The following is a 24631-nucleotide window of genomic DNA, read 5'->3' on the forward strand; positions in this document are numbered from 1 at the left end:
GTGCCGAGAGTCGCAGCGGAACCGGACCCGCGAGCCGGCAGTTGCAGGAAGAGGTCGCCGGCGTAGTGCCCGTCGGCCTTTTCTCACTTGCTTCGTCTCACTGTGCGAACAGTGGAGCTCCCATGATTATGGGATGGGTCTGACAACGACGACCGTGTAAGAAGCGGCTCTTGCGAATCACGATTGAATCGAGCCGTTCTGAGGGTCGTCATGGATCAGATCTACCTCACCATTGCCGTTAGCAGTCTCACTGTGCTGGTCGGCGCCTATGTGGTGGGCGTCGCACTTGTGTAGGACGTGCGAAGTAGCGCCCATGGAGCCATGGCGGACAAGTCGGCCGACAAGCCGCTCATCCGAGCTGCGCTTGCTCGCTGGGTAGGGTTGTGATGGGTTCGCTTTCGCTCTGCCCATCCTCCGCTTGCTACGCTTGCTGCAAATTCTTCAGATCGCGCGCCGCTGACGGCCAGCGAAAAGCCCGTAGACGAAAAGCACGATGATCGCTCCGACCACGGCACCGACCAGTCCTGCACCCTCTCCGGGACGATACCAGCCCAGGGCTTGTCCGAGGTAAGTCGCAACGAAAGCACCGACGATGCCGAGGATGGTCGTCAGGATGAACCCGGAGGGTTCGTTGTCACCTGGCATGATGAACTTGGCGATCACGCCGGCGATGAAGCCGATGATAATTGTCCAAAGGATGCTCATTTTGCATTTCCCTTTTTTTCAGTTGAGCAGACGAGCGCGGGACTAGGCGTCAGGCAGACGCCCATCCGGCGTGTATTTGTCGACAGCGGCGGGCAGCTCGCGGGAAAGCCTGCTCAGGATCTCCTCCTGAGAAAGCCCCGTCTGCTGTTCGAGCTTCTCCAATACGTCGGAACCGATCGCCTGCTTCAATTGCGGTGGCGCGATTTCCTTATTGGGACCTGAGCTGACCCAGGACTGCGCCACGTCGCCCTGGCCATTCTGGTTGAACTTCTCCAGCAGCTCGCCAAGCCCTCCGTTGAGCAATCCACCCACTCCGGCCCCGCCGAGCATGCCGGGAAGGTTGCCAAGGAGCCCACCTGGCGAGTGCTGCTGGGCGCCGGGGGCGTTTGCAGCGCCGGCGCCCCCGCCTTTGAGCAGCTCGGCGAGTTTGTCCCGGTTTTGATATCCGGCAATGGCGAGCAGGCCGAGAAGTGCGGTCAGGGAAGGCATTCCGCGTGCCATGGGCAACCTCCTCAAAAGCTCCGTGGATCGGATCGGAACTCCTCCACTTCGGTTCGGTTCCTAAGGAAGTCGCCCGCCTTGGAGCGCGGTGACACGCGGAAGGTGAATCCGTCGCAGGCCTGGACGCGTGGGATCCATCGCCATAGCCGAGAGCGCGTCGGCGACGTTCAGATCGAAGGGGCCAGGCATGTCGATGACGAGAACGCTCACGCCGCCTTGTCGGCCTGCTGCGCGTCGTAGCGGCGCTGCGCGGCCAAAACATCCTTCAGGTTCTTCTCCGCCCAGTCGCGCAGCGGATCGACTGCAGCGGCCAAGGTCGTGCCGAGCGGCGTCATCGAATATTCCACCGTGACCGGCACGGTCGCGATGACGCGGCGGCGGATCAGGCCGTCGCGCTCCAGGCTCTTCAGCACCTGCGACAGCATTTTTTGCGAAATGCCCTCGATGGCGCGGCGCAGCTGGTTGAAGCGTCTCGTGTCGTCGCGGAGCAAGAGCAGGATCAGCACGGCCCATTTGTCGCCGACGCGGTCGAGGATCTGGCGGGTCGGGCAAGCGGCGGCATAGACGTTGCCATTTCTCATCTGCGGTTACTCCGGCGTAATCAGGTGACGCAAAAGTGCTCTCTTAACACTTACATTCCCGGCGTTATCTAGTCACCATTCTATACCACACCTCCGACCAGGAATGGAGATCGTTATGAAGATCGCTGTCGTCGGCGCCTCCGGGCGCGCCGGTTCGCGCATTGTGGCCGAGCTGTCCCGCCGCGGCCACACCGTCACCGCAATTGCGCGCAACCCCGACAAAATCGCAAAACTGCCGAACGTCAGCGCGAAGCCGGGCGATGCGCATGATCAGGCCGCGCTCGCCGCGCTGTTGGCTGGCCATGATGCCGCCATCACCACGATCCACTTCCTCGCCTCCGATCCCGCAAAGCTGATCGGCGTGGCCAAGGAGTCCAAGGTTGGGCGGTATCTGGTGGTCGGTGGCGCCGGCAGCCTCGAGGTGGCGCCGGGCGTGCAGCTGGTGAGGACGCCGAACTTTCCGGCGCAGTACAAGGCGGAAGCCGAGAAGGGCGCCGCGTTCCTCGACCTGCTGCGCCAGGAAAAGGAGCTGAACTGGACTTTCCTGTCGCCCTCGGCGCTGTTCGTCGATGGCGAGCGCACGGGCAAGTTCCGCCTCGGAACCGATCAGCTCCTGACTGCCGCCGACGGCAAAAGCTGGATCAGTTTCGAGGACTACGCGGTCGCCATGGTCGACGAGATCGAGCGCCCCGCCCATGTCCGCCAGCGTTTCACGGTCGGGTATTGAAGCGCGATGTGCTTCCGCACCGGTGGTTCACCTCTCCCCGCCTGCGGGGAGAGGTCGGATCGCATCTTGATGCGATCCGGGTGAGGGGGTCTATCAACGGCGTGTGGAAATCTGGGCTTGCCCCTCACCCCAACCCTCTCCCGTAAGAACGGCGAGAGGGGGCGCACCGCCCTCGCGGCACAATCGGCCCATGCGGCAGGCCAGTTCCACCGTCCGCAAGCCGCTCTGATATGACTGCCACGCCAAGGTGTTGGGGACGGTTCACCTTGAGCCCGTGTTGATATTGTCTGTCACAACACCTCGCTATATAAGGCCGCCGCGAGCAGGGGTTTTCCGCTCGTCCAGGGTGTCGCATCGTGGCGGCGCCGGCAGTAAAGATGGGCTGGCCTTGGAAAAGTTGAAGAATTATCGACCCTCCGAAAAAGAGCCTTTCATGAACGAGCGCCAGCGCGAGTATTTTCGCGCCAAGCTCCTGTCCTGGAAGGACGAGATCCTGCGCGAGTCGAAATTGACGTTGCAGGCTCTGCAGGAAGAGAACGTCAATCATCCCGATCTCGCGGATCGCGCCTCCTCGGAGACCGACCGCGCCATCGAACTGCGCGCCCGTGACCGTCAGCGCAAGCTGATCTCCAAGATCGACGCTGCGCTGCAGCGCATCGAGGACAACACCTACGGCTATTGCGAGGAGACCGGGGAACCGATCTCGCTGAAGCGGCTCGAAGCCCGCCCAATCGCAACGCTGTCGGTGGAGGCGCAGGAGCGCCACGAGAAGCGCGAAAAAGTCTATCGGGACGAATAGGCCCGCTAGAGGTTTGACGGTGAAAATTGACCTCGCGCCGATCGACGCGCGAGCGGCGCGCTCGCGTGCCGGTTCAGCAGGCGGCCGATTTTCCTTTGAAACCAATTCGTTTACCATGGGCTTCTCGAGCTCGACCTTCGGCTTGTTCCGGTTTCAGCTCAACGTGAAGATTGGCCCCAGAGATCGCGGGGCGTTTGGCCATGGACAGGATTCTTGCTGCCGCAAACCGGATTGCGGTTGCCCGCCGCATCCGCACACCGCTGACGCCGCTGGAGAGCGACATCGCACCTCGCGACGAGGCGGAAGGCTATGCGGTGCAGCGCGCGCTGCATGATCTCGTGCTGCCGCATCAGGGGGCGCTGATCGGCTACAAGATCGGCTGCACCAGCAGGGTGATGCAGGACTATCTTGGCATCCCGCATCCATGCAGCGGGGGCGTGTTCGAGCGCGGCGTGCACGAGAGCGGCGCGCAGCTGGCGAGCGGCGATTACATCCGCGTCGGCGTCGAATGCGAGATCGCGGTGCGGATCGCGCGCGATCTTGCGCCGAGCGAGGAGCCGTTCACGGCCGAGTGGGTGATCGAGGCGGTCGATGCCTGCCAGGCCGCGATCGAAATCGTCGACGATCGTTATGAAGAATGGGAGACGCTCGGCGCGCCGACATTGATCGCTGACGATTTCTTCGCGGCCGGATGCGTGCTCGGTATGCCGGTAGCGCGGACCCATCTGGGTGATCTGCGCGCGGTGCGGGGCCGGGCGCTGATCAACGGCGTCGACGCGGGGCAAGGCAGTGGCGCCGACGTGCTCGGCCATCCCGGCGAGGCGCTGGCCTGGCTCGCCAATCATCTCGCCATCGAGGGTCGCGGCCTCCATGCCGGGCAGATCGTGCTGACGGGAAGCTTGGTGAAGACCGTGTGGCTGAAGGCCGGCGATCACGTTTTGATGGAACTCTCGGGACTGGGACGGGTCGAAGCGACGTTCGATTGAGGTCGAAATTGATTGACGGTGCTTGAGCGGTTCTTGAACCGTACTCAACGGTACTTGGGGCTGGACTCCCGGCGAGGCAGCCTGTACGCGGAAGGCGGGCTGGTAGGGATGGGTGCTCGAACGCCGTGGCGGTGGGACGTGGTGAGGACGTCGTCCCGATCAGACGCCGCGTGTCCTACCGGCAGCAATGACGGACAAGTTTCGTTCCGAAATCGCTGGCCTGCGCGCAATCGCGGTCGTCAGCGTCGTCTTGTTCCATCTCAAGCTCCGCGGCTTTGACGGCGGGTTCGTCGGCGTCGACGTCTTTTTCGTGATCTCCGGCTACCTGATCAGTCGTAATATCCTCGCCGACCTGCGGCTGGGGCGGTTTTCGTTCGGCCAGTTCTATGCCCGCCGCACGCGGCGCATCTATCCGGCGCTGATCTTCACGGTGGTCATGACCTATGTCGCGGGCGCGCTGTGGTGCTCGCCCTTGATGTTCCTCGACCTCGCCAAGGAGTGCACCCACGCGCTGCTGTCGATTGCCAACATCCAGTACTGGCGGGAGTCCGAGCACTATTTCGCCGCGAATTCGGATGAGCTCGCGCTGCTGCATTTCTGGTCGCTGTCGCTGGAAGAGCAGTTCTATCTGATCTGGCCTGTGCTGATCGTGCTGGCGCATCGGTTTGGCCGAGCCTTTGCGGCGATCGGGATTGTCGGGCTGGCTTCGCTCGCCGCCGCGGTCCTGGTCGAAAAATCCGATCCATCCGCGGCCTTCTTCCTGATGCCGTTCCGGATCTTTGAATTCGCCATCGGCGCGGGCGTGCTGCGGGCGGAGCAGACGATCGGCCGATCCAGAGCCGCCACCGAAGGCGCCGCGGCCGCCGGCGTGATCGTCATCCTCTTAAGCGTCGTGCTGTTCCGTTCGGACATGCCGCATCTGCAGGTCGCGCTGCTGCTGCCCTGCCTGGGCGCGGCCAGCGTGATCTGGGCCGGCCGCGCACCGCTGGTCTCGATCATGACCGCCAATCCTGTGATGGTCGCGATCGGCGCGATCTCCTATTCGCTGTACCTCTGCCACTGGCCGATCATCTTCTTCGCAAAATTCATTTTTGGCGCAGCGGCGGAGGGCATTGGGGCCACGCTTGCGCAGGCGACGCTGATGCTGATCGTCGCCGCGGCGATGTATTTTTTTGTCGAGCGCCGCTTCATCTTGGCCTCGCAGGCCGAGGCGCCGCGCTTTGCAAGGACCGCCACGGCCTTTGCCCTGGTGGTGCTGCCGCTGGTCGCGCTCACCCATGCGACCTTCGTGACCAGGGGTTTTGGCTGGCGGCTGCCGCAGGAGGAGGCCGAGCGCGTGCATCGGCAGAGCTTTCCGGCGGACAGCGACCGGACAGGACTTTCAGGGCCGGTCGGCGTGCAGTTCGTCGGCGATTCCATTTCCAACCAGTATGAATATGGCCTGATGCCGACGCTGCGGCAGCTCGGGATCAGTTATCAGGGCCTCGGCGGCGCCGGCTGCCCGATCCTTTATGGTGCGGCGCTGTCGAAATCGCCGCGCAGGGCCGATTGCATCGCGGCGCGCGACGAGGCGCTCGGGGTGCTCGAACACTCCAGCCTGCCGGTGATCTTCACCCAGTTCTGGCAGATGTATGACGACGCCTCGATCGACTATGACCAGGGCGTGACGCCATCGGAGTTCGACGCCGGATCGTATCGCAAATTGCGGGTGGCGCTCGGCGTGACCGTGCGGGAGCTGGTCGCCCGCGGCCACCGCGTGCTGCTGGTCGGCACCCAGATCGATCCCGGCTGCCCCGTCAACCCTCCGCGTCTGCAGCAGGGGCCGCTGCCGCACGCGCGGCTGCCCTGTCCGGCGGCCAGCCTCGCCAAGGCGAGACAGATGGTCGCGCCGACCGATCAGATCCTGGCCGACATCCAGGCCGAGATCCAGGCCACTTGGCCTTCAGCCGTCGCGCTGATCCGTCCGATCGATTATTTTTGCGACGCGGACTGCCCGGTCGTGAAGGACGGATTGTGGCTCTACAGCCATCCGGCCCATCTGAGCGTCGCCGGAGCCGACCACATGATCGGCCGCAGCGCGGCGGTCTTCCGCGACTTCCTCAGCAGATGATCCCCGCGGCCTCGGCGCCCTGATGTGACGTCGCGATGCGCGGCGCGCGCGGCCGGGGGCCGAGCCATGCGAGCATCGGGCCTTGTCTCGCCACAATTCTGGCGTGACAATTGCGGCCCTGATTTCAGACTCTCTTAAGTTGCTCGCATTGCGGGATACCGTTTTCACGGGGGAGCTGGACGTGATGGTAGCGACAGCGCGGACGCAGATGCGGCCTGCGGCCGATTGTGCGAAGCACCAACCAGACCATCGCGATGGCGCCCGGCGATCCACTATCCTCGCTCGCGCAGACACTGCTTGCCGCGCCATTCAGGGCGTGCCGATCCACAGATATCATTGACGCAAGACGCGGGCCCGCGAGGGGCGTGAACAGGGGTGGGGACGTCTCGATGACAGCGACATGTTGATATTGCTGGGCCGATCGCGCCCCGATCGATCGCATCGTGCCGCGATCGGTCGCCATCGGCCGGGCAATGCCGTGATCACGACCGATCACGACCAACACGACCAATAAGACCAACACGACCAATAATAAGAGTGAAAACGGAGGAAGTGCCCATGAGGAAACGACAAAATTGTCTTGCTTCGCTTGCTTCTGTTGCCATCGCTGCGGCGTTCTCGGCGTCCACGGCGTCGGCGCAATCGGTGGACACCGCGCGCATCGAGTCCGGCGGTCAGAACGACTGGCTCACCAATCATGGTTCCTACAAGTCCTATAACTACAGTCCGCTCTCCCAGATCAACGCCAGCAATGTCGGCAATCTCGGGGTCGCCTGGATCCATATCCCGGGTAAGTCGACACGCGGGCTGCAATCGACGCCGCTGGTGGCGGACGGCGTGCTTTACTACACCGGCTCCTACAGTCGGGTCTTCGCGTTGAAAGGGGACACCGGCGAGGTGCTCTGGTCCTATTTCCCGGAGCTGGACGAGGCGTTGGTCGCCCGCCAGACCCACTCGCCGTATAATCGCGGCGTCGCGCTCGGCGAAGGCAAGGTCTATGTCGGCACCGTCGACGGCCGGCTGATCGCATTGGACATGAAGAGCGGGAAGGTCGCCTGGGACACCAAGCTGATCGATTCCCAGAAGTTGACCGTCGGCTTCACCGGCGCGCCGCTTTATGCCAAGGGCACGGTCATCATCGGATCGCAGGGCGGCGAATGGCCGGGTCGCGGCCCGATCTTCGCCGTCGATGCCGCTACGGGTAAGAAGAAGTGGGAGTTTCTGACGGTCGCCGGCACCGACGACGCCCAGAAGACCTGGGGCAATGATTCTTGGCGCACCGGCGGTGGCGGCGGCTGGATGCCCGGCACCTACGACTCCGAGACCAACACGATCCTGTGGGGCACCGCCAACCCGGCGCCGCTCTACGACTGGTCGGGCGCCGACTACAAGACGCAGGGCGCGCGTCCCGGCGATAACCTCTACACCACCTCGGTGATCGCGCTCGATCTCGATAGCGGCAAACTGAAATCCTATCATCAGGAGCTGCCGCACGACGCCTGGGATTTCGACAGCGCGGTCGGCGAGTTCCTGATGCTGGATCGCGACGGCCAGAAGCTCGTGGTGCATCCCAACAAGAGCGGCTTTGTCTTCGTCTATGACCGCAATCTCGGGGTCAAGAATGTCTGGCGGCTGGTTCAGAACATCAATTTCGTCAAGGATATCGATCCCAAGACCGGCGAACTGATCGGTCGCCGCGACTTCACCGCGGGCAAGGTCGAGTCGCCGCCGCTGTGCCCCTATATTGGTGGCGGCATCAGCTGGAATTCGGGTTCGTACAATCCGAAGACCGGCCTGTACTACAAGATCGGGCAGGAATGGTGTATGACGCTCGAGGTCCAGAAGACCACGCCGGTGGTCGCGCCCCAAGTCCAGCTCAACATCGGCGCCGACTTCAAGATGGCACCGCCTCCGGGCGGCGAGATCTATGGTCATCTCGATGCGCGCGATCCGGTGACCGGCGCCAAGAAATGGGAGGTTCGCTTCCCGGAGCCGCCCATTGCCAGCGTGTTGTCGACCGGTGGCAATCTGGTCTTCCTGCCTGACGCCCGTGGCACCATCCACGCCTACGATGCCGATAGCGGCTCAGAGCTGTGGAGCCACTCCGATGGCACCGGACACCAGGGCGGTATCATCAGCTACGCCGTGAACGGCAAGCAATATATCGCCGTGACGGCGGGCTTCGGCGGCATGCTGTCCGACGATTACGCCGCGAACTTCGGCGGTGTTTTCAAGAGCATGCCAAGGGATGACGGCGCGCTGATCGTCTACAGCCTGAAATAATCTTGTTCTCAGCAGGGAGCGTGGAGCGGGCACGAGCCCGCTCCTCGCGCGTTGACCAGGCGTTATTCAGTTGGAGCCCTGTTTCATGAAACTGAAATATTGCGCCGCGGTGGTTCTGCTGGCGGTGCTTGTCGCATCGCAGGGAATTGCGATGCCGGCGCGCGCGCAGACTCCGGAGGATCTCGCCAACTTCGACGTCAACCAGCTGTTCGCATCGACCTGCGGCTTCTGCCATTCCGACGGCGGCCGCGAAGCCGGCAAGGGGCCGCAGCTGATGGGCGACCAGCACGACGACGACTTCCTTCGCAACCGCATCAAGAACGGCAAGCAGGGCGCGATGCCCGCCTTCGGCGGCAGCTTCAATGAGCAGCAGATCGACGCGATCATCATCTACATCAGGGATTTGAAGCCGCGTTGAGGCCGCCATGGCGCATCTTGCAGCGGGGCAACATGCAATGAAGACGATTATCCTCCTCCTGATCAGCAGCGCCGTTGCGCTGATCGGCCAGGCCGCGGCGCGCCCGCTCGCGGCGATCCGTGAGCTCGGCACCATCGGCCTGTGCGCCCACCCGAACTCGCTGCCGTTCGCCAGCAAGGCCGGCGATCCGCCGGGCTTCCAGGTCGAGCTCGGTCAGGCGCTGGCGCGCGAGCTCGGCGTTTCGCTGCGGCTCGACTGGATCATTACGCAATACCAGATGCGCAGCGCCGGCTGCGACATCGTGCTCGACGTGATCGCCGACCGCGAGGCGCAGGGCGAGACCAACCTTGCGATCTCAAAACCCTATTATCGCACCGGCGTTGCGCTGGCGGTGCCCCAGGCGAGCGGTCTGACCTCGTTCAAGAGCCTGGACGCGCACACCAAGGTGGGAGTCCAGGTCGGCTCGGTGGCGGCGATGGTGATCGGCCAGCGCCAGGTGCCGACATCGACTTTCGGCTTCGAGGCCGACAGCCTCGAGGCGCTCGCCAACCACCAGATCGACGCCGCGGCCGTGACGCCGACCATGGCCGGCTATTACAACCAGAGCCATCCGGACAAGACTTTCCGCGTTCTGGCGCTCGACGACTCGGAGCCGACGCTGTCCTGGAACGTCGCCGTCGGCATGGTGCGTCCCGACCAGGGCTTACGCGATGCGATCGACGGCGCGATGGACAAGCTGCGTGACGACGGCACGGTCGCGAAAATCTACGCGCGCTACGGTGTGTCGCTGCAGGCACCGAAGTAGCCGGGCAGGTGCCGAAATAGGCCGGGCAGGTGCCGCTATCGAATTCGACCACCAAACAACCCGATCGCTGTCGTCGCCCGGCTTGACCGGGCGACCCAGTATTCCAGAGACAGCAGTGCTTGAGCCGATTGGCCGCAGCGTACTGGATCGCCCGGTCAAGCCGGCGATGACGGTTGAGAATGATGCGGCTCACAGGAGCCAGATCTGGCGGCGCGATGCGCGACCGCTCGCTCGTCCGGAACGATACCCGAGAATGGCGCGCGATTGCGCATTCTATTCAACATGTCAAACAGCTCTGAGGATAGCCGTCGGCATTCTCGCGGCAGCACGTGCCCGAGCTTTGCCAGACATCACCCTCGAAAAGTGAGAGGGCGCAGGGAATGCCGGGTGAAGGCCTCACCCATGGCCCCCGTGCAATAAAAAAAGCACGGGGAAGGAACCACAGGTTCAGCCGAATCATCCGGCATTCCCTGCGCGATGGGCTTAACGCTGTCCTTCGCGCTCTCCCCGGGGACCGGGCTTTCTTGCCCCCGTCATTGGCAAGATCATCTCTCGCCAACTTGACACCAGCGTCGGGGTGTCAGGACCACGCGACTTCGGCGTACGCATCGGCATCGCTCGTCCGGCGCGACCAACACGTCCATCGCATCCCCGCCTCACGTCCGGTGACGATTGGCCAAAACGCCCTCTGCATCGAGGCGGGATGACGCGATCAAACCATATTTTTCCGAAAAACGGAAGACAAATATTTTTGCATGAAGGGCTGGACATCGACGAGGAATCAGCGAACGCGGCAAAGGCCAGAGTTCGGGTCACGCAGAGCCAAGTCCAAGTGAGCACTGCCCTCGGCTCTGGCGCAACGTCTGCTCAATCCCTATTGCACTCAGAAGATGACGGACAAGCATTGCTCATGAACTTGGATTCGCCGGCACAACAACGACAGGCTCAGTCCGGGATCGAGGCGGCGGGCATTTTTTTGGGAGTTCTCAAGGGCTCGTTCTACGGCCAGCGGCCGCCCATGAATCGCTCAATCAGCGTTGGTTTGGGCTTGGCAGGGACGAGCAGCCCGCTAACGTGGCGCCGCGTGGGCCCATACTCTGGGATGAGCGGGCGCCCGCCTGGCGCTTCGACCGAGGACTAGCCGATGGCCGATCCAACTTCGATCAGGGACATCGATCTCACGCCACTCGCCGGCAAGAGCTATTTCAGCATCGAGCGTGAGTGGCGCGAAGAGTTCATCTATTTTCTGATGGTTGATCGCTTTCAGGATGATACGGCGCGGCCGGTTGCGGCAGGCCCGGACCGCTCCGCGGGCATCGCCACGCCGAACAGCTTCTACGGTGGCACAATCCGCGGGGTTACCCGGAACCTCGATTACATTGCCGGCCTCGGATGCACCGCCATCTGGCTGTCGCCGGTCTTTGAAAACAACCCGGAGGCCTATCACGGCTACGACATCAACAACTATCTACGCATCGATCCACATTTCGGGACCAAGCAGGACCTGATCGACCTTGTCGAGGCGGCTCACGGGTTCAGGATGAACGGGCATCCGTTTCCAATTCGCATCATCCTCGATGTCGTGATCAATCACTCGGGCGACAACTGGTTCTATCCGGGTGGGTTCCGGTACTTCTATTCGAACGATACTGAGTTCGACTTCGGGGATTTTCGGCGCCACGACCGCCCGGTTCCGGTCGAGTTACGCAACAAGGACTGGTATCATCGTCGCGGCGAAATGAGAGACTACGACGCGTATCCCGAGAACCAGCACGGCGACATGTATGGTCTCAAGGACTACGCCAACGACGATGATGGCATCGGCTCGGACGTCATCAACACCCTCATCAAAGCCCACTGCTACTGGATGCGCGAAGCTGATGTTGACGGATTCCGGGTCGATGCCGTCAAGCACATGGGCGAACTGGCCTGTGCGCGTTTCTGCTCCAACATCCGCGAATATGCCTATGCGCTCGGAAAGCGGAATTTTTTTCTGTTTGGCGAAGTCGCCTCGCCTTCAGACGACATTTACAACCGGTATATCGGCCAGAACACGTCGAGACAGAACGGCGACAACACGGTTTTCTTCGGGCTCAACTCGGTGCTGGATTTCCGGCTCGCCGAAGGAGTGTTCGCCGATCATGACAATGCGCCGCTACGCGACGTGCTGAAGGGCAATGAAGGCCCGCAAACGCTCTTCAATCGGCTCGAGGCCCAGCGGGAACGTGCCCTGAACCGCGGTGAGATCGGACGCTATCTTGTTACGTTCGTCGACAATCACGATGCCTTTTGGCAGCCCGGCCGCTTTGCGAGCGGGGCGAGCGATGATCAGGTCATCGGCGCAATAGGCTTCCTGCTGTCTGCACTGGGCACGCCCTGCATCTACTATGGCACCGAGCAGGGATTCAGCGGCAGCGGCGGCGACAATCAGATGCGAGAGGCCATGTTCGACAAGGCGCCGGGCGGGAAAAGCCTTCTGAACCCCGAGTGCCGGATCTATCAGGAAATTGCCAAGATTGCCGACGTCGTGCGGCAACATGAACCGCTGCGATTCGGCCGAATGTACTATCGGCAAATTGCCGATGAGAGCCTCAGCTTTGGCTTGCCCTTCGGTTCGACCTACACACTTGCCTTTTCACGTCTCCTGTATGGACAGGAAATCTTGATTGCCTACAACGTTTCGGGAGCGGTTCGTCACGACCGGGTCATCGTCGACGCCACGCTGCATCCGGATCCGTCGCAGATGACCTATTTGTACGGCAAGCTCGGTGCCCTTGCGGTGCAAACGGCGCCTTCTGGTGCCCGGTTTGTTCAGCTTGATCTCGAGGCCCACCAGTTCGTGATACTCGCCTGACAGTTGTTCATATGGGGCACGGCCGATGGCGGTCCGAACCGTGCCCTGGAATCACTGGTGGGCAAATGACCGCTCTGGGTCAAATCCGCACGCAGTCATCGAGGCGGGATGACGCGACGAACCAAATATTTACGAAAAGCGGAATAACAACACCTTTACGAGGAGGGCTGGACATCGAGGACGATTAGTGACGCGGCTGAAGGCCAGACCGGCTGCCCCTGAACGCGTGAGCTGCCACCATGGCCGCTGTACCTAGATGGCCTGCCAACTTGCTGCAGCGCCAATTCTCGGCAGCCCTCGATCAGAAGGCGCCGCCGTTGACAATCCACCGTCCGCAGAGGCATCATGTCACGGCTGCAGTAGGGCGCATCGGCTGAAGCCGAAGGGGCAATGCCCACCTACGACGTGTCCATTGTAGTTGCGCCCATGCCGAACCTCGAAAACCTGAAAAAGCAGGCCAAGCAGTTCTTGCGCTGGCATCGTGAGCGGTATCATCCAGTTGCCGCCGAGATCCGAGCTATGCTGCCTCGATTTCGGCACCTCGACGATCATCAGGTGCTGGAGGCGAACTTCAGGCTCAGCGATGCGCAGGAGCTTGTCGCTCGCCAATTGGGGTTTGAGGGATGGCAGGCGCTCAAGGCAGGAGCCCCAGCCATGAGCACACAAGTCAAACAGCTAACGACAGCTCCGATCCTCAGCGGAACCGAAGCTCAACTCTATGTCGCCGACGTCCGAGCGTCCTGCGATTTCTTCACGTCCAAACTCGGGTTTGCAATCGATTTTGTTTATGGTGATCCGCCGTTCTACGGCATGATCACGCGCGACCGTGCTCGGCTTTGCATGCAGCTTGTTTGCGAGCCAGTTTTTGTCGGGGACATTCGCCGGCGCGAACAGCTTTTGTCGGCCTCGATCACTGTCGAGACCGCAGCAGAGATCAAGCAGCTCTTCTTGGAGTTCCAGTCCGCAGGCGTAAACTTTTACCAAGAACTGAAGAAACAGCCCTGGGGCGCAAGGAATTTCATCGTGCTTGATCCCGACAGCAACCTCATCTTGTTCGCGGGTCCCGCCGATTGAGCGCGACACCTTGAAACAAGCGCTTCTGGGCGATGGCGTTGCTTCGCCCTCTTTTTTGTTCCGCCGGGGCAAATCCGGAGACACCAGGGCGATGACCCCGAGCGACCAGCAAGCCTTGCCCGGATGAGCGAGGCGAGATCGGGGTCGTCGTCCCGCATGTCGCGCCGCTCATGAGGGCTATCCTCTTCATGCATTGGGCAAGCAACACAGCGAGAGGCCAGGTCAGCACCACTCGCTGGATTTCCTATCGAAACAGCTCCCGTCATGCGCTTCACGTTTCGTTACACGATAGAACCTTTCGGCTATCCATCGATTGGAGAGCATGGAACTGCCGACGCACCTGCCGGCCTCATCCTGCGAAGGCGCCAACATGCGAAACAGGCGAACCATTCTGGGGCTTGCGCTCTTGATCAGCGGCTCGGTCATTCACGGCCCGGCATCCGCTCAGCAATATCGCGGCAGCTACGAGCAGCAGATGGCCTGTACGCCCGACGTCTGGCGCTTCTGCAGCAGCGAGGTTCCGGATGCGGGCCGGATCGTTGCCTGCCTGCAGCAGAATACGCCGCGGCTCTCTCCGGGTTGTCGAGCTGTGTTCGAAACTGGCGCTGCTTCGCCGCCTGCCGGGCCAAACCGTCGGGTCGTGCGGCCGCAGCCATATCCTCCGGCGCCCTATGCCATGCGCCCCGGTCCGCCGCCAGCTCCCTACTATCGCGCGCCGCCGCCCTACTATGACGACGAATATTAGTCGCTTTCGCGGCAAGTCGCTGCTAGCCCGCTCGCTCGACGAGATGCGCGCGCGAAGGTGAGGGGTCGAACGGATCGGCGAAATATTGCGTTTCGCTGGCCACCAGTCCGTCGCAGAACTCCATGATGCTCACCGCGTGCGATGGTGCGCCGTCATAGGTTAGAACGAATTCAGTGACCCAGAGATCACCGCTCCCGAGAATTCGCCTGACCTTGAAATGTTTTCTGTTCGGCTGGACGCGCCGGCTCTCCTGGATGTTGCGCCGGCCGCGGATCCGCTCGCCCGATTGCGGATAGTCAAGAACGGCATCCTCCCGGTAGATCTGATGCTCGACCTCGAAATCGCTCGCGTCCGAAGCACCCCAATGGCGCTCCAGCGCCAGCCGCAGGGCCCGATCATCCATCGCCATCTCCCACACAATGCTTCGGCCATTATCCCGGTATCTGACTTGCAGTGCACTACAAGCAATCTTGAAACCTGGTGGGCGCCAGCGCGCAGTGGCGACCGAAGAGCAAGGTGCGTGGCGTGCGACGTGGGGCGCTTTCTGGTCTGCCCTTGCGCCAACGAGGGCCCGTGATTGCGTGCGGCCTCGCAAGTCCGTCCTCACGGTCATCTGAGGCGCATCGTCACGAGGACGTTCTGAAGGATCTGGCCCGCTTCGTCGTCGTAGCAAGCGTAACCCGGATGAGCGAGCGACATCCGGGTCGTCCCCGCATGTCGCTTCGCTCATGCGGGCTACTTGTTGCCCGACAGCCGACGAGCAACGCGATGCGTCGTCGCAGGTCCGGTCCTCACGGCCATCTGAGGCGCATCGTCACGAGGACGTTCTGAAGGATCTGGCCTGCTTCGTCGTCGTAGTCGTGGATCATCCGGCGCAGGTTGAAGGTCGGATGCCTGACGCGGCCGCCGGCCTCCCATAGCTCATAGGTTATTCGCTCATACTTGCCGAACGAACGTCCCATAAAGGTCCGTTGCGCGGCAGCCGCTGCCTTGCAACCATTGGCCGCCTGGCCCGCACAGGTATTTTTGACCTCGCGCAAGCTGACCCAGGCCGAACCCGGCGGCAGGATCGGCCGTGCGCCCGCGATCACCAAATGCAGCTCATGGATGGCGTCCTGCTGGATGAAGATCGCCTGCATGACGCCCCAGAACTCGAGATACGCCCGCGCCGGTTCGCTGGAAAAATCCGCGCCCAAATGCGCCTCGACCGCCTCTGCGGTGTCCTGGATCAGAGACATCGAGGCCGAATAGGCGGCGTATTGATCGCCCTGGAGCTTGGTCCAGCCGGTGGAATTCTGGAATTGAGACGAGATGGCTGAACGGCCGTTAAGAACCTGTTGCATGAGTAGTCCGTGCAGGCGCTCGCATGCGAAATACCGATCTGGAATCGGGCCTGCCTGTCCCGACGACGAATCAGCCCGGAGAGCAAATGAGCAAAGCTAGTCCGCCGCCGGCGGTCCCAAAAGCACGGGCAAATGCGGGCCGCCTTCGCGTCCTCTGATCGGCGCCCGCCTGGGTGCGCGTCTGGCGTTCGCCACCCCGCGCGGCTCGCCATGCCGACCGCAACCGGCATACCTATTGCCATTTCAAGGAGACGGATGTTTCGCCGGGCCGCAAGCGTTGCCTGCGACGCGAGCGGCTCAGCAAGCAGAGGGATCACGCGATCCGGCCCATGGCGTCACGCCGCCGGCTCGCGCCGCGAGCCGGTCCTGCCCTCCGGGTCACATTGCAGAGGAGATAGCGCCAGCTCAGCGCTGCGCCACCCATTTCCTGTGATGCTTGCGGCTCCCGGCGATCGAGCCGGTCGCCTCTTGGCCCGCCTCGATGCGTCCGATCTGCTTGCGGATTTCGCCGGTCGTGGTGCGGAGCGAGCCGATGCCGATCTCGCTGTTCGCAACGCCAGCACGCAGCGAGCCGAGCTCGGTTGCGGTGTCGTCCTGCGCCATGCGCAGGTGCAGCGTCTGGTCCTTGAGCTGGGCGAGGTTTTGTTCGATCTGGGCAGCCGCATCGCACCGCCGCGTCTCGTTCTCGTCGGTGGTGGTGCGCAGCGCATCAAGGCCGATCTCGGCATTGGCAAGGCCTGCCCGCAGATGGGACAATTCCTCCGAGGTGTCGCCCTGGTTCTGGCGCAGCCTGCGGGTCTCCGCCTTGACCTGGGCGAGTTCTCCCGTCAGGGCGGCGACGCGGTCCTCGAGCGTCACGGGCGTTTCGTACCCGATGAGGCGGCCGAGTTCGCTCGCGAACGAGACGTTCTGGGTGCCGGCCCCCCACAACATTACGCCGGCGGTCGCTGCGAGCGCCAGGCCGAGGGCAACGCGGTAAGGGGCGGCCGTGCCGCGATGCGGCGAGGCATCCGGCGTCATTGCTGGTTTACGCATTACAGGTCTCCAGGATTTGAATGAAGAAATTATCCTCCTCTTCAGGTTGCCAATCCCCTAAGCGCACCCGTGTCTCTTGAAAAATTCATGCCACGTAGGATTGCGGATCGCGGCCGCAGGTCGCGCCGACGCGAGCGCCACGATCGCGTCACCAGATTGGCAGCGCGGGCGCGACCGTCGTAGTGACGGCAACGGTCAGGCGGGACGCTCGACCAGCGTAAGTTGCGGCACCAGTTCCTTGCCGCGCGTTTCCGGGCTGAACAAGAGGGTCACGACGAACGCCGCTGCGGCGCCCACGGTCGCGACCAGCATCGGCATGGCAAATCCCTGCGACTGGTTCGCGGCGAAATAGGTCAGCACGGGGCCGGTAAAACCGGCCCAGATCGCGCCCTGGTGATAGCAGAAGCCCGATGCCGTCGCGCGCACCTCGGTCGGGAAGCGTTCGCTCAAATAGGCTGGGTTCTGCCCGTAGATCGCGCCGAGGAACGCGCCCTGCAGGATGAAGGCTCCGGCCACGATCGCGTAGGAGTCGGTGAACAGATAGAACGGCGTGACCACCGCGCCGATCGCCGCCGGGATGATCATCGCCCAGCGGCGGCCAAAGATGTCGGCGACGTAGCCCCAGAAACCGCTGGCCAGGAACGCCACCAGATTGGCCATCGCGATCGGCATCGCCACCATCGCCGCCGACAGATGCAGGTCCTTTTGCAGATGCGTGGCGAACATGCCGTAGACCGAATAATAGATCACGAAACCGCTGGCCATCCACAGGCAGGCCATGACGGTGTTGCCGAGGATGCGCAGGCGGAAGATATCGAGCAGCGGCGCGCGAAATTCGCGTGACTGCTCGCGCTGGATGCGGCGGTTCTCCACCCACACCTTCGGCTCCTTGACGTAGATGCGGATCCACACCACCGTCAGCGCCGGGAGAACGCCAAGGATCAACAGGCCGCGCCAGCCGATCTTGTCATAGAGCAGCCCATAGGCGGCGCTCGACAGCAGAAAGCCGATGCTCCAGGAGCCCTGCAACAGGCCGCTCATCAGGCCGCGCGAGCGCGTCGGCCAACTCTCCATGGCGAGCGCGGCGCCGGCGGGCCACTCGGCGCCCATGCCGATGCCGAGCAGCGCGCGGAACAGGAACAGCAGCGCAAAACTCGGCGCGAGGCCGGCGAAGAGATTGCAGACCGAGTACCACAGGATCGAGATCATCAGCGGCGTCTTGCGCCCGACGCGATCGGCGAGCCAACCGGAGCCGACGGCGCCCACCAGGCGCAGCCACAGCGTGATGGTGAAGACGGCCGTCACCTCGATCAGCGGCACCTGAAAGGATTCCGCGATCGGCACCATGATCAAGAGGAAGATCGTGAAGTCGAACGCATCGAGCGTCCAACCGAGCCAGGCCGCGATCCAGGCGACCCATTGATCCCGCGTCGGCTCCTTCCACCACGGCACCTGGCCGGGCATCTCGGCCGTCATCGTCATCGGCGCTCCTCCAGCGGGTTGATCCAGGTCGGCCTGTTCTCCAAGCGTCGTTGGTGCAGCCGTGGTCGCAACGCGCTGGCTAACCCCGGTCGCGGCAAGAACACTGCCAGCAGTTTGAAGAAACGATCAGAGCTTCGCCGCGGCGTGCTGCGACGAGATCAGGTCAGGGTCCCTGCCGCTTTACGCGCGGCTTTGAGTTGCGTGTGTCGGTCATTCAGCCGGTGCAGTCTATGCACCGGCTTTGCGGAATGACAAGGGACGTGCCTTACAACGTCGATCGATTTTGGCCGGGATACCCTGTCACGCCAACCGCTACGAGCCCGCGACGGCGCTGCGATCGGCGCTCGGCGAGATCCACGCCATGACAGCGGTGACCAGCGCGGCCACGATGGTATTGATGATCAATGCGCCCAAGCCGACGTATAAGGAATAGCTCACGTCGCCGAGGCTGATGGCTGCAAGCGGCTTCAAGCCATTGCTCCACGCCGTCCACGTCCCCCACGCCATGCCGACCGCCCAGCCGGCGAGCAGGCCGTCGGCGCGGAACCAGCGCGTATAGAGACCGAACACGAGCGCCGGGAACGTCTGCAGAATCCACAGGCCGCCGAGCAGTTGCAGGTCCAGCGCATATTGCACCGGCAGAAACAGCGTGAACGCCAGTGCGCCGACCTTGACGACCAGCGACGTGATTTTGGCGACCGAGGCCTCGCCGGCATGGGTGATGGCGGGATCGACATAGTGCTTCCAGACATTGCGCGTGAACAGATTGGCCGCGCCGATGCTCATCACCGCCGCCGGCACCAGCGCGCCGATCGCAATCGCGGCAAAGGCGAAGCCCGCAAACCACGATGAAAACAGCGTCTTGAACAGCATCGGCACCACGTCGTTCGGGCTGGCAATCTTGAGGTTGGCCGCATGGGCCATGTAGCCGAGCAGCGCGATCAGGCCGAGCAGCAAGGTGTAGGCCGGCAGCAGGATCGCGTTCTTGCGGATCGTGTCGGCAGACCTCGAGGCAAACACGCCGGTCAGCGTGTGCGGATACATGAAGGCCGCGAATGCCGAGCCGAGCGCCAGCGTCGCATAGGCGAGCATCTGCGAATCCTTCAGGATCAAGCCGGTGGCGCCGCCTTTGGCGACAAAGGCGTCATTGGCGGCGGCAAACACCGCGGCATAGCCGCCGAGTTTCGCCGGCACGATGACGACCGCGACCAGCACCACGATGTAGATCATGGTATCCTTGACGAAGGCGATCAGCGCTGGCGCGCGCAGGCCGGAGCTGTAGGTGTAAAGCGCAAGGATGATGAAGGCGGCCACGATCGGAAACTCGCCCGAAAGGCCCATCGCCTTGATGACCGTTCCCATGCCGACCAGTTGCAGCGCGATATAGGGCATGGTCGCTACGATGCCGGTCAAGGCGACGACGAGCTCGAGCGCGCGCGAATTATAGGTGCCGTGCACCACGTCGGCCGCCGTGACATAGCCGTTCCGGTGCGCCGATGTCCACAGCACGGGCATCACGGCGAAGACGAAGGGATAGACGATGATCGTGTAGGGCAGCGCGAAGAAGCCATAGGCGCCGACTGCGTAGACGAGCGCCGGCACCGCGATGACGGTATAGGCGGTGTAGAAATCGCCGCCGACCAGGAACCAGGTGATCCAGGTGCCAAATTGGCGGCCGCCAAGCCCCCATTCATCGAGATGCTCGCTGACCGGACCGGATTTCCAGCGCGCGGCCAGAAAACCCATCACCGTGACGAGCGCGAAGAAGAAAATGAAAACGGACAGCGCAGTCCATTCGATCTGATCCGTCATGACGGCATCCTATGGCGCTTCGTCAGGCGGAAGGCTGCGATAGACCAGAAAGATCAGGACCGATGTGATCGGCACCCAGGCGAGCTGATACCAATAGAAGAACGGAAAGCCGAACAGCGCCGGCTCCATCATGTTGTAGAACGGCACCCACAACAGGCCGATGAACGGCAGCAGCAACAACAGCCACATGATCGTCCTCCGAGGCCGGCTTGGCCGAGCCGGCGGTTCGTCATATCAGATCTAGGAAGGGAGTCCGACGCTGGGAAGAACCCAATTGGGCGGACCGGGCAGGATGCGCGCTGCTTCCCTTGCATCGCAGCACGGGACACGCGTGAACGACCACCTCGCGCGCGGCGTTGGCCTGGCCGAACCGCGCCGGCTATAGTGGCCGTCCTTTCCTGCATCGTCATTCGGGGCTGGTCCGCAGGACCAGACCCGGAAACTCTCTGGTGCGCAATTGCGCACCATAGTTCGATGCTTCGCATCGCCCCGGAATGACGAGCTCAAATCCTCAGATCGCCTTGGTCTTCATCTGCTCGGCGATGTAGTCGGCCTGACGGATCGCCAGCGTGACGATGGTGAGCGTCGGATTCTCCGCGCCGCCCGTGGTGAACTGGCTGCCGTCGGAGACGAACAGGTTCTTGATGTCGTGGGTCTGGCCGAACTTGTTGACGACGCCGTCGCGCGGATTGGCACTCATGCGGTTGGTGCCGAGATTGTGCGTCGACGGATAGGGCGGCGTCGGAAAAGTCCGCGTCGCGCCGACCGCATCGTAGACCGCGGCGCCCTGCTTGTAGGCGTGGTTGCGCATCGCGATGTCGTTCGGATGATCGTCGAAATGCACGTCGGCGACCGGCAGGCCATACTGGTCCTTGACGTCGCTCAGGCTGACGCGGTTGGTCTCCTGCGGCATGTCCTCGCCGACCAGCCACATGCCCGCCATGTTGCTGTAGCCGTCGACCGCGCTGGTGAACTCGCGGCCCCAGGCGCCGGGATCGAGGAAGGCCGCCAGGAACGGCAGCCCGAGCGACAGCGTCTCCATCTCGTAGCCGCCGACAAAGCCGCGGCTGGTATCGTGGCGGCCTTCGTCGCGGATGATCCCGGCCATGGTGGTGCCGCGATACATGTGCACCGGGCGGTCGAACACCGCGTAGACGGAACCGGTCATGTGGCGCATGTAGTTGCGGCCGACTTGCCCTGAGGAATTGGCAAGCCCGTCCGGGAACTTTGGCGAGGCGGAGTTGAGCAGCAGCCGCGGGCTCTCGATCGAATTGCCGGCCACCGCCACGACGCGTGCCTTCTGGCGCTGCTCCTTGCCGTCCTTGTCGAAATAGACGACACCGGTCACCTTGCCGCCGGCATCATGTTCGATGCGCGCGACATGGGATTGCGGCCGCACCTCCAACTTGCCGGTCGCCTCGCCCTTGGGAATCTCGGTGTAGAGCGTCGACCATTTGGCGCCCCATTTGCAGCCCTGGAAGCAGAAGCCGGTCTGCTGGCAGGCATTGCGGCCATCGCGCTCCAGCGAATTGATCGCCATGTTGCCGGTGTGGCATTCCTTGTAACCGAGCTTGTCGGCGCCGGCCTTCATGATCTTGAAATTGTTGCTGCCGGGCAGGCCCGGCCGGCCGCCGGTCCGCGTCACGCCCATCTTCTCCTCGGCGCGCGCGTAATAGGGCTCGAGTTCGGCGAGCGTGAGCGGCCAGTCCAAAAGGTTGGCGCTGGGAATGCGGCCATAGACCGACGCGGCCCTGAACTCGTGCTCCTGGAAGCGCAGCGAGGCGCCGGCCCAGTGCGTCGTCGAGCCGCCGACGGCCTTGACGATCCACGCCGGCAGCGTCGGGAAATTCTTCGAGACGCGCCACGTGCCAGAGGTCGTGCGCGGATCCTTCCAGGCGAGCTGGGTAAAACTCGACCATTCGTCGTTGATGAAGTCGGTGTATTCGTGGCGCTCGCCGGCCTCGAGCACGACGACGTTGATGCCCTTCTGCGCGAGCTCGTTGCCGAGCGTTCCCCCGCCCGCACCGGAGCCGATGATCACGACGACGCTGTCGTCGTTCTGGTTGAATGTTGCAGCCATGGCGATTTCCTCTTCCGATTTGTTTTGTTCAAGCGGTTCGCGAGGCCGCTCAGATCCAATCGATGTCGTCAAAACCGCGCGTGATGTAGCCGCCCTTCGAGTAGGATTCGCCCTCATAGCCGAAGATCGGCCACACCTCCGGATTGTTGTAGAGCGAGACGATGAGCCCGGACCGGATGGTCTCGAACATGGGTGAGGCGCTGACCGCGCGCAGCAAGGCTGCGCGCTGGGACTCCCAGCCGAGCCCCGCATAGCCGCCCTTGCCGGCCGCGGCATCGAGGCCGGCAACGAAGGCCTCGAGCTGTGCCTTGGTCGCGGGATCGCCCGCCGCCTTCTCGTCATAGGGTTTCATCGCGATCGCGTAGAAGCGATCGGCGACCTTGTCGTGCGGATAGATGTCGCGTGCAATCAGGATCAGCGTCTTCATGGTCTCCGGCTGCAGGCCCTTGACGTCGAGCGCCCACGCCTCGGAGGCGTTGAGCAGCGCGCCGCCGGCCGTGATCGTCACCGCCGCGGCAAAGCTGAGTTCCGACGACCGGCGCAGGAAGACGCGGCGGCTGACTTCCGTTTTCGGCCTCTCGTGGCGCGTGTGATGATCGCTCATGTGTCTCCTCCAATACATCTCTCGCGCTTGATCGCGCGTTACTTGAAGCGGCCGTGCCGCTGCAAAACCTCGATCTTGTAGCCGTCCGGATCCTCGACGAAGAAAAAGCGCGCGAACAGTTTTCCGTCGCGGTTGAACTCGACGATGTTGCGCGGCTCGAGGCCCGCGCCTTCGAAGCGCGCATGCTCGGCATCGAGATCGTCGACACTGACGGCGACATGGCCGTAGCCATCGCCCAGCTCATAGGGCGTGGCGCGGCCCTTGTTGACCGTGAGCTCGACTTCGAACGGCGTCTCGGCATTCGACAGATAGACCAGCGTGAAGTCGGGAAAGTCGAGCCGTTCGGCGATCTTCAGGCCGAACGCCTTGTCATAAAAAGAGATTGACCGCGCCTCATCCAGGACGCGGATCATGGTGTGGATCGCCTTGGCCATATTTCGACCAAACTCCCTGCCGGCGACGTGTGGGAACGTCGCCAAGGGGAGCCTAGGCCGCCGAAAAACAGTTTGGTGTTATCCGACTACTACGTGGCGCTCTCGTTCCGCACGGTGCGCCGGAACGGGAGTTGCCGCCAGGTCGCTCTGGTGTTGCTGCAAGGCAACGAGACAGATGCACCGCAGATGTGAGGTAAAGTTCGGCACCGGTCCCCACATCAGCAGCACCTCGCTGTGCAGCGCGGAGATGAAGCTCGGCACCGACAGGTTTTCGCGCGCCGCGATCTGTTCGAGGATGGTCCAGAACATCTTTTCGAGCCGGATGCTCGTGCTCTGCCCGTTGAGGCGGATGGAACGCGTCTCATAGACGTAGCTGTCTGGGTTTTGGCTGGCAAACAGATGGCACATGCCTTCCTCCCGTTCCCGCTATTATTGTTTGCGCCAGTGTGGGAGCTTTTCCGGCACCGCGCAAGGCACATGCGAGCTCGATGGGCGGGCGACCGGACTACCTGCCGGATCACTCCCGCAGGCAGCGCGGTTTCCAATGACCCGTGATCATCGCCCGGCTTGACCGGGCGATCCAGTATTCCAGAGACGGCTGTATTTCACTGAGAAGCCGCGGCGTACTGGATTGCCCGCTTTTGGCGGGCAATGACAGCGGAGGTCATTCGGGCCGCGCACAGCGCTGCTCGATGGTGCGCGCCCGGAAAAAACGCGGGAGAGAGGACTCGTGACGCAGCAAAGCTAGCCCTGGTCGCTGCTGCGCTGCGGCGGCTGAGGATTGTTGGCGGGATTGGTGTCGTATTTTGAGAGACGCGTGATCAGCCCGGCATCGACGAGCGGCTGCAGGTCCCGCTCCAGCGCATCCGCAATCTCTTTGGCGTAGACCTCCTGCCCGTCAACATAGAGCGTGAAGGATTTTTGATATTTTTCCTTCTTCGCCGGATCTTCGATCGTCGCCTTGGTCCACCCATAGAGGGGATAGTTTTCGAGACCCTCCGCTTCGGCCGCGGCGACATACTCCGCAAAGGCGTCAAACTGGCATCTCGCCAGCGCGTGATGAGCGGTGAGGACATCGAACAGCCGCCCCAGCGCCGGATCGCCGCGGCGCACCGCTTCCGCCGTCCCGGCGTCGCTGACGTCGAATCTCAGCTGGTACTGCCATTCCAAGGTCACTGTGATCTCACCTTCGGGATCCGATCGCCTTTGAGGCCATTGCAACATGAATAGCACCCAGGCGCTGAATTGGCGAC

At 62.8% G+C, this 24631-nt stretch carries 24 protein-coding genes; 10 read left to right on the top strand and 14 right to left on the bottom strand.

The annotated features are described in order from the left end of the window. Positions 1 to 441 precede the first annotated feature (441 nt). From JOZ76_RS00820 to JOZ76_RS00830, 3 genes are all read right to left on the bottom strand, one after another. Positions 442 to 705, bottom strand: a complete 264-nt coding sequence (locus JOZ76_RS00820) for a GlsB/YeaQ/YmgE family stress response membrane protein (RefSeq protein ID WP_291696740.1) — start codon at positions 703 to 705, stop codon at positions 442 to 444. 42 nt (positions 706 to 747) lie between these two features. Beyond that, on the bottom strand, positions 748 to 1206 hold the full coding sequence (locus JOZ76_RS00825; protein WP_291696741.1) for a YidB family protein: 459 nt from the start codon (positions 1204 to 1206) through the stop codon (positions 748 to 750). A gap of 206 nt (positions 1207 to 1412) precedes the next feature. Next, the gene (locus JOZ76_RS00830) at positions 1413 to 1787 is read right to left on the bottom strand and encodes a winged helix-turn-helix transcriptional regulator (RefSeq protein ID WP_291696742.1); all 375 of its coding nucleotides are present in this window, start codon (positions 1785 to 1787) and stop codon (positions 1413 to 1415) included. Positions 1788 to 1902: 115 nt separating this feature from the next. On the opposite strand from JOZ76_RS00830, the gene JOZ76_RS00835 reads away from it, so the two are divergent. The 10 genes from JOZ76_RS00835 (at position 1903) to JOZ76_RS00880 (ending at position 14588) form a co-directional block, all read left to right on the top strand. Beyond that, on the top strand, positions 1903 to 2514 hold the full coding sequence (locus tag JOZ76_RS00835) for an NAD(P)-dependent oxidoreductase (RefSeq protein WP_291696743.1): 612 nt from the start codon (positions 1903 to 1905) through the stop codon (positions 2512 to 2514). Positions 2515 to 2947: 433 nt separating this feature from the next. Continuing rightward, a complete protein-coding gene (gene dksA / locus JOZ76_RS00840; RefSeq protein ID WP_291696744.1) occupies positions 2948 to 3313 on the top strand; it encodes an RNA polymerase-binding protein DksA in 366 nt (121 codons plus the stop codon). Positions 3314 to 3513: 200 nt separating this feature from the next. Next, a complete protein-coding gene (locus tag JOZ76_RS00845; protein WP_291696745.1) occupies positions 3514 to 4299 on the top strand; it encodes a 2-keto-4-pentenoate hydratase in 786 nt (261 codons plus the stop codon). A 187-nt stretch (positions 4300 to 4486) separates the two neighbouring features. Further along, positions 4487 to 6409 carry an acyltransferase family protein gene (locus tag JOZ76_RS00850; protein WP_291696746.1) on the top strand — a complete coding sequence of 641 codons (1923 nt, stop codon included), beginning with the start codon at positions 4487 to 4489 and terminating at the stop codon, positions 6407 to 6409. 558 nt (positions 6410 to 6967) lie between these two features. Then, the gene (locus JOZ76_RS00855; RefSeq protein WP_291696747.1) at positions 6968 to 8692 is read left to right on the top strand and encodes a pyrroloquinoline quinone-dependent dehydrogenase; all 1725 of its coding nucleotides are present in this window, start codon (positions 6968 to 6970) and stop codon (positions 8690 to 8692) included. Positions 8693 to 8777: 85 nt separating this feature from the next. Then, positions 8778 to 9110, top strand: a complete 333-nt coding sequence (locus JOZ76_RS00860; protein WP_291696748.1) for a c-type cytochrome — start codon at positions 8778 to 8780, stop codon at positions 9108 to 9110. 37 nt (positions 9111 to 9147) lie between these two features. Continuing rightward, positions 9148 to 9915 carry a substrate-binding periplasmic protein gene (locus JOZ76_RS00865; protein WP_291696749.1) on the top strand — a complete coding sequence of 256 codons (768 nt, stop codon included), beginning with the start codon at positions 9148 to 9150 and terminating at the stop codon, positions 9913 to 9915. A gap of 1144 nt (positions 9916 to 11059) precedes the next feature. Next, positions 11060 to 12769 (top strand): alpha-amylase family glycosyl hydrolase, encoded by a 1710-nt coding sequence (locus tag JOZ76_RS00870; protein ID WP_291696750.1) that lies wholly within the window; start codon positions 11060 to 11062, stop codon positions 12767 to 12769. A gap of 426 nt (positions 12770 to 13195) precedes the next feature. After that, positions 13196 to 13843, top strand: coding sequence for a VOC family protein (locus JOZ76_RS00875; protein ID WP_291696761.1), 648 nt, complete (start codon positions 13196 to 13198; stop codon positions 13841 to 13843). Positions 13844 to 14165: 322 nt separating this feature from the next. Further along, positions 14166 to 14588 (top strand): cysteine rich repeat-containing protein, encoded by a 423-nt coding sequence (locus tag JOZ76_RS00880; RefSeq protein WP_441299953.1) that lies wholly within the window; start codon positions 14166 to 14168, stop codon positions 14586 to 14588. A gap of 22 nt (positions 14589 to 14610) precedes the next feature. On the opposite strand, the gene JOZ76_RS00885 is transcribed toward JOZ76_RS00880, so the two are convergent. The 11 genes from JOZ76_RS00885 to JOZ76_RS00935 all read right to left on the bottom strand — a co-directional run. After that, on the bottom strand, positions 14611 to 14991 hold the full coding sequence (locus tag JOZ76_RS00885) for a nuclear transport factor 2 family protein (protein ID WP_291696751.1): 381 nt from the start codon (positions 14989 to 14991) through the stop codon (positions 14611 to 14613). 388 nt (positions 14992 to 15379) lie between these two features. Beyond that, positions 15380 to 15931: a hypothetical protein gene (locus JOZ76_RS00890; RefSeq protein ID WP_291696752.1), complete on the bottom strand. Its 552-nt coding sequence runs from the start codon at positions 15929 to 15931 to the stop codon at positions 15380 to 15382. A 405-nt stretch (positions 15932 to 16336) separates the two neighbouring features. Continuing rightward, the gene (locus JOZ76_RS00895) at positions 16337 to 16966 is read right to left on the bottom strand and encodes a hypothetical protein (protein WP_291696753.1); all 630 of its coding nucleotides are present in this window, start codon (positions 16964 to 16966) and stop codon (positions 16337 to 16339) included. 195 nt (positions 16967 to 17161) lie between these two features. Next, the gene (locus JOZ76_RS00900) at positions 17162 to 18448 is read right to left on the bottom strand and encodes an MFS transporter (protein WP_291696754.1); all 1287 of its coding nucleotides are present in this window, start codon (positions 18446 to 18448) and stop codon (positions 17162 to 17164) included. A gap of 312 nt (positions 18449 to 18760) precedes the next feature. Next, entirely contained in the window at positions 18761 to 20260 is a 1500-nt protein-coding gene (mctP, locus tag JOZ76_RS00905; protein WP_291696755.1) for a monocarboxylate uptake permease MctP, read from the bottom strand. 9 nt (positions 20261 to 20269) lie between these two features. Further along, on the bottom strand, positions 20270 to 20449 hold the full coding sequence (locus JOZ76_RS00910) for a DUF3311 domain-containing protein (RefSeq protein ID WP_291696756.1): 180 nt from the start codon (positions 20447 to 20449) through the stop codon (positions 20270 to 20272). A 322-nt stretch (positions 20450 to 20771) separates the two neighbouring features. Then, positions 20772 to 22340: a GMC family oxidoreductase gene (locus JOZ76_RS00915; protein ID WP_291696757.1), complete on the bottom strand. Its 1569-nt coding sequence runs from the start codon at positions 22338 to 22340 to the stop codon at positions 20772 to 20774. A gap of 49 nt (positions 22341 to 22389) precedes the next feature. Next, a complete protein-coding gene (locus JOZ76_RS00920; RefSeq protein WP_291696758.1) occupies positions 22390 to 22944 on the bottom strand; it encodes a gluconate 2-dehydrogenase subunit 3 family protein in 555 nt (184 codons plus the stop codon). Positions 22945 to 22982: 38 nt separating this feature from the next. Beyond that, positions 22983 to 23378: a VOC family protein gene (locus JOZ76_RS00925; protein ID WP_291696759.1), complete on the bottom strand. Its 396-nt coding sequence runs from the start codon at positions 23376 to 23378 to the stop codon at positions 22983 to 22985. 78 nt (positions 23379 to 23456) lie between these two features. Further along, positions 23457 to 23786, bottom strand: a complete 330-nt coding sequence (locus JOZ76_RS00930; protein ID WP_291696760.1) for a ribbon-helix-helix domain-containing protein — start codon at positions 23784 to 23786, stop codon at positions 23457 to 23459. Between the two features lie 336 nt (positions 23787 to 24122). Beyond that, a partial coding sequence (locus tag JOZ76_RS00935; RefSeq protein ID WP_366938529.1) for a hypothetical protein occupies positions 24123 to 24631 on the bottom strand: 509 nt, incomplete at its 5' end.

The sequence above is a fragment of the Bradyrhizobium sp. genome (assembly GCF_019244115.1).
Taxonomy (GTDB): domain Bacteria; phylum Pseudomonadota; class Alphaproteobacteria; order Rhizobiales; family Xanthobacteraceae; genus Bradyrhizobium.

Bases quoted from the DNA above. Each gene is read 5' to 3' on its own strand.
- JOZ76_RS00820 (WP_291696740.1), bottom strand. From the start codon at position 705: ATGAGCATCCTTTGGACAATTATCATCGGCTTCATCGCCGGCGTGATC.
- JOZ76_RS00825 (WP_291696741.1), bottom strand. From the start codon at position 1,206: ATGGCACGCGGAATGCCTTCCCTGACCGCACTTCTCGGCCTGCTCGCC.
- JOZ76_RS00830 (WP_291696742.1), bottom strand. From the start codon at position 1,787: ATGAGAAATGGCAACGTCTATGCCGCCGCTTGCCCGACCCGCCAGATC.
- JOZ76_RS00835 (WP_291696743.1), top strand. From the start codon at position 1,903: ATGAAGATCGCTGTCGTCGGCGCCTCCGGGCGCGCCGGTTCGCGCATT.
- dksA (WP_291696744.1), top strand. From the start codon at position 2,948: ATGAACGAGCGCCAGCGCGAGTATTTTCGCGCCAAGCTCCTGTCCTGG.
- JOZ76_RS00845 (WP_291696745.1), top strand. From the start codon at position 3,514: ATGGACAGGATTCTTGCTGCCGCAAACCGGATTGCGGTTGCCCGCCGC.
- JOZ76_RS00850 (WP_291696746.1), top strand. From the start codon at position 4,487: ATGACGGACAAGTTTCGTTCCGAAATCGCTGGCCTGCGCGCAATCGCG.
- JOZ76_RS00855 (WP_291696747.1), top strand. From the start codon at position 6,968: ATGAGGAAACGACAAAATTGTCTTGCTTCGCTTGCTTCTGTTGCCATC.
- JOZ76_RS00860 (WP_291696748.1), top strand. From the start codon at position 8,778: ATGAAACTGAAATATTGCGCCGCGGTGGTTCTGCTGGCGGTGCTTGTC.
- JOZ76_RS00865 (WP_291696749.1), top strand. From the start codon at position 9,148: ATGAAGACGATTATCCTCCTCCTGATCAGCAGCGCCGTTGCGCTGATC.
- JOZ76_RS00870 (WP_291696750.1), top strand. From the start codon at position 11,060: ATGGCCGATCCAACTTCGATCAGGGACATCGATCTCACGCCACTCGCC.
- JOZ76_RS00875 (WP_291696761.1), top strand. From the start codon at position 13,196: ATGCCGAACCTCGAAAACCTGAAAAAGCAGGCCAAGCAGTTCTTGCGC.
- JOZ76_RS00880 (WP_441299953.1), top strand. From the start codon at position 14,166: ATGGAACTGCCGACGCACCTGCCGGCCTCATCCTGCGAAGGCGCCAAC.
- JOZ76_RS00885 (WP_291696751.1), bottom strand. From the start codon at position 14,991: ATGGATGATCGGGCCCTGCGGCTGGCGCTGGAGCGCCATTGGGGTGCT.
- JOZ76_RS00890 (WP_291696752.1), bottom strand. From the start codon at position 15,931: ATGCAACAGGTTCTTAACGGCCGTTCAGCCATCTCGTCTCAATTCCAG.
- JOZ76_RS00895 (WP_291696753.1), bottom strand. From the start codon at position 16,966: ATGCGTAAACCAGCAATGACGCCGGATGCCTCGCCGCATCGCGGCACG.
- JOZ76_RS00900 (WP_291696754.1), bottom strand. From the start codon at position 18,448: ATGACGATGACGGCCGAGATGCCCGGCCAGGTGCCGTGGTGGAAGGAG.
- mctP (WP_291696755.1), bottom strand. From the start codon at position 20,260: ATGACGGATCAGATCGAATGGACTGCGCTGTCCGTTTTCATTTTCTTC.
- JOZ76_RS00910 (WP_291696756.1), bottom strand. From the start codon at position 20,449: ATGTGGCTGTTGTTGCTGCTGCCGTTCATCGGCCTGTTGTGGGTGCCG.
- JOZ76_RS00915 (WP_291696757.1), bottom strand. From the start codon at position 22,340: ATGGCTGCAACATTCAACCAGAACGACGACAGCGTCGTCGTGATCATC.
- JOZ76_RS00920 (WP_291696758.1), bottom strand. From the start codon at position 22,944: ATGAGCGATCATCACACGCGCCACGAGAGGCCGAAAACGGAAGTCAGC.
- JOZ76_RS00925 (WP_291696759.1), bottom strand. From the start codon at position 23,378: ATGGCCAAGGCGATCCACACCATGATCCGCGTCCTGGATGAGGCGCGG.
- JOZ76_RS00930 (WP_291696760.1), bottom strand. From the start codon at position 23,786: ATGTGCCATCTGTTTGCCAGCCAAAACCCAGACAGCTACGTCTATGAG.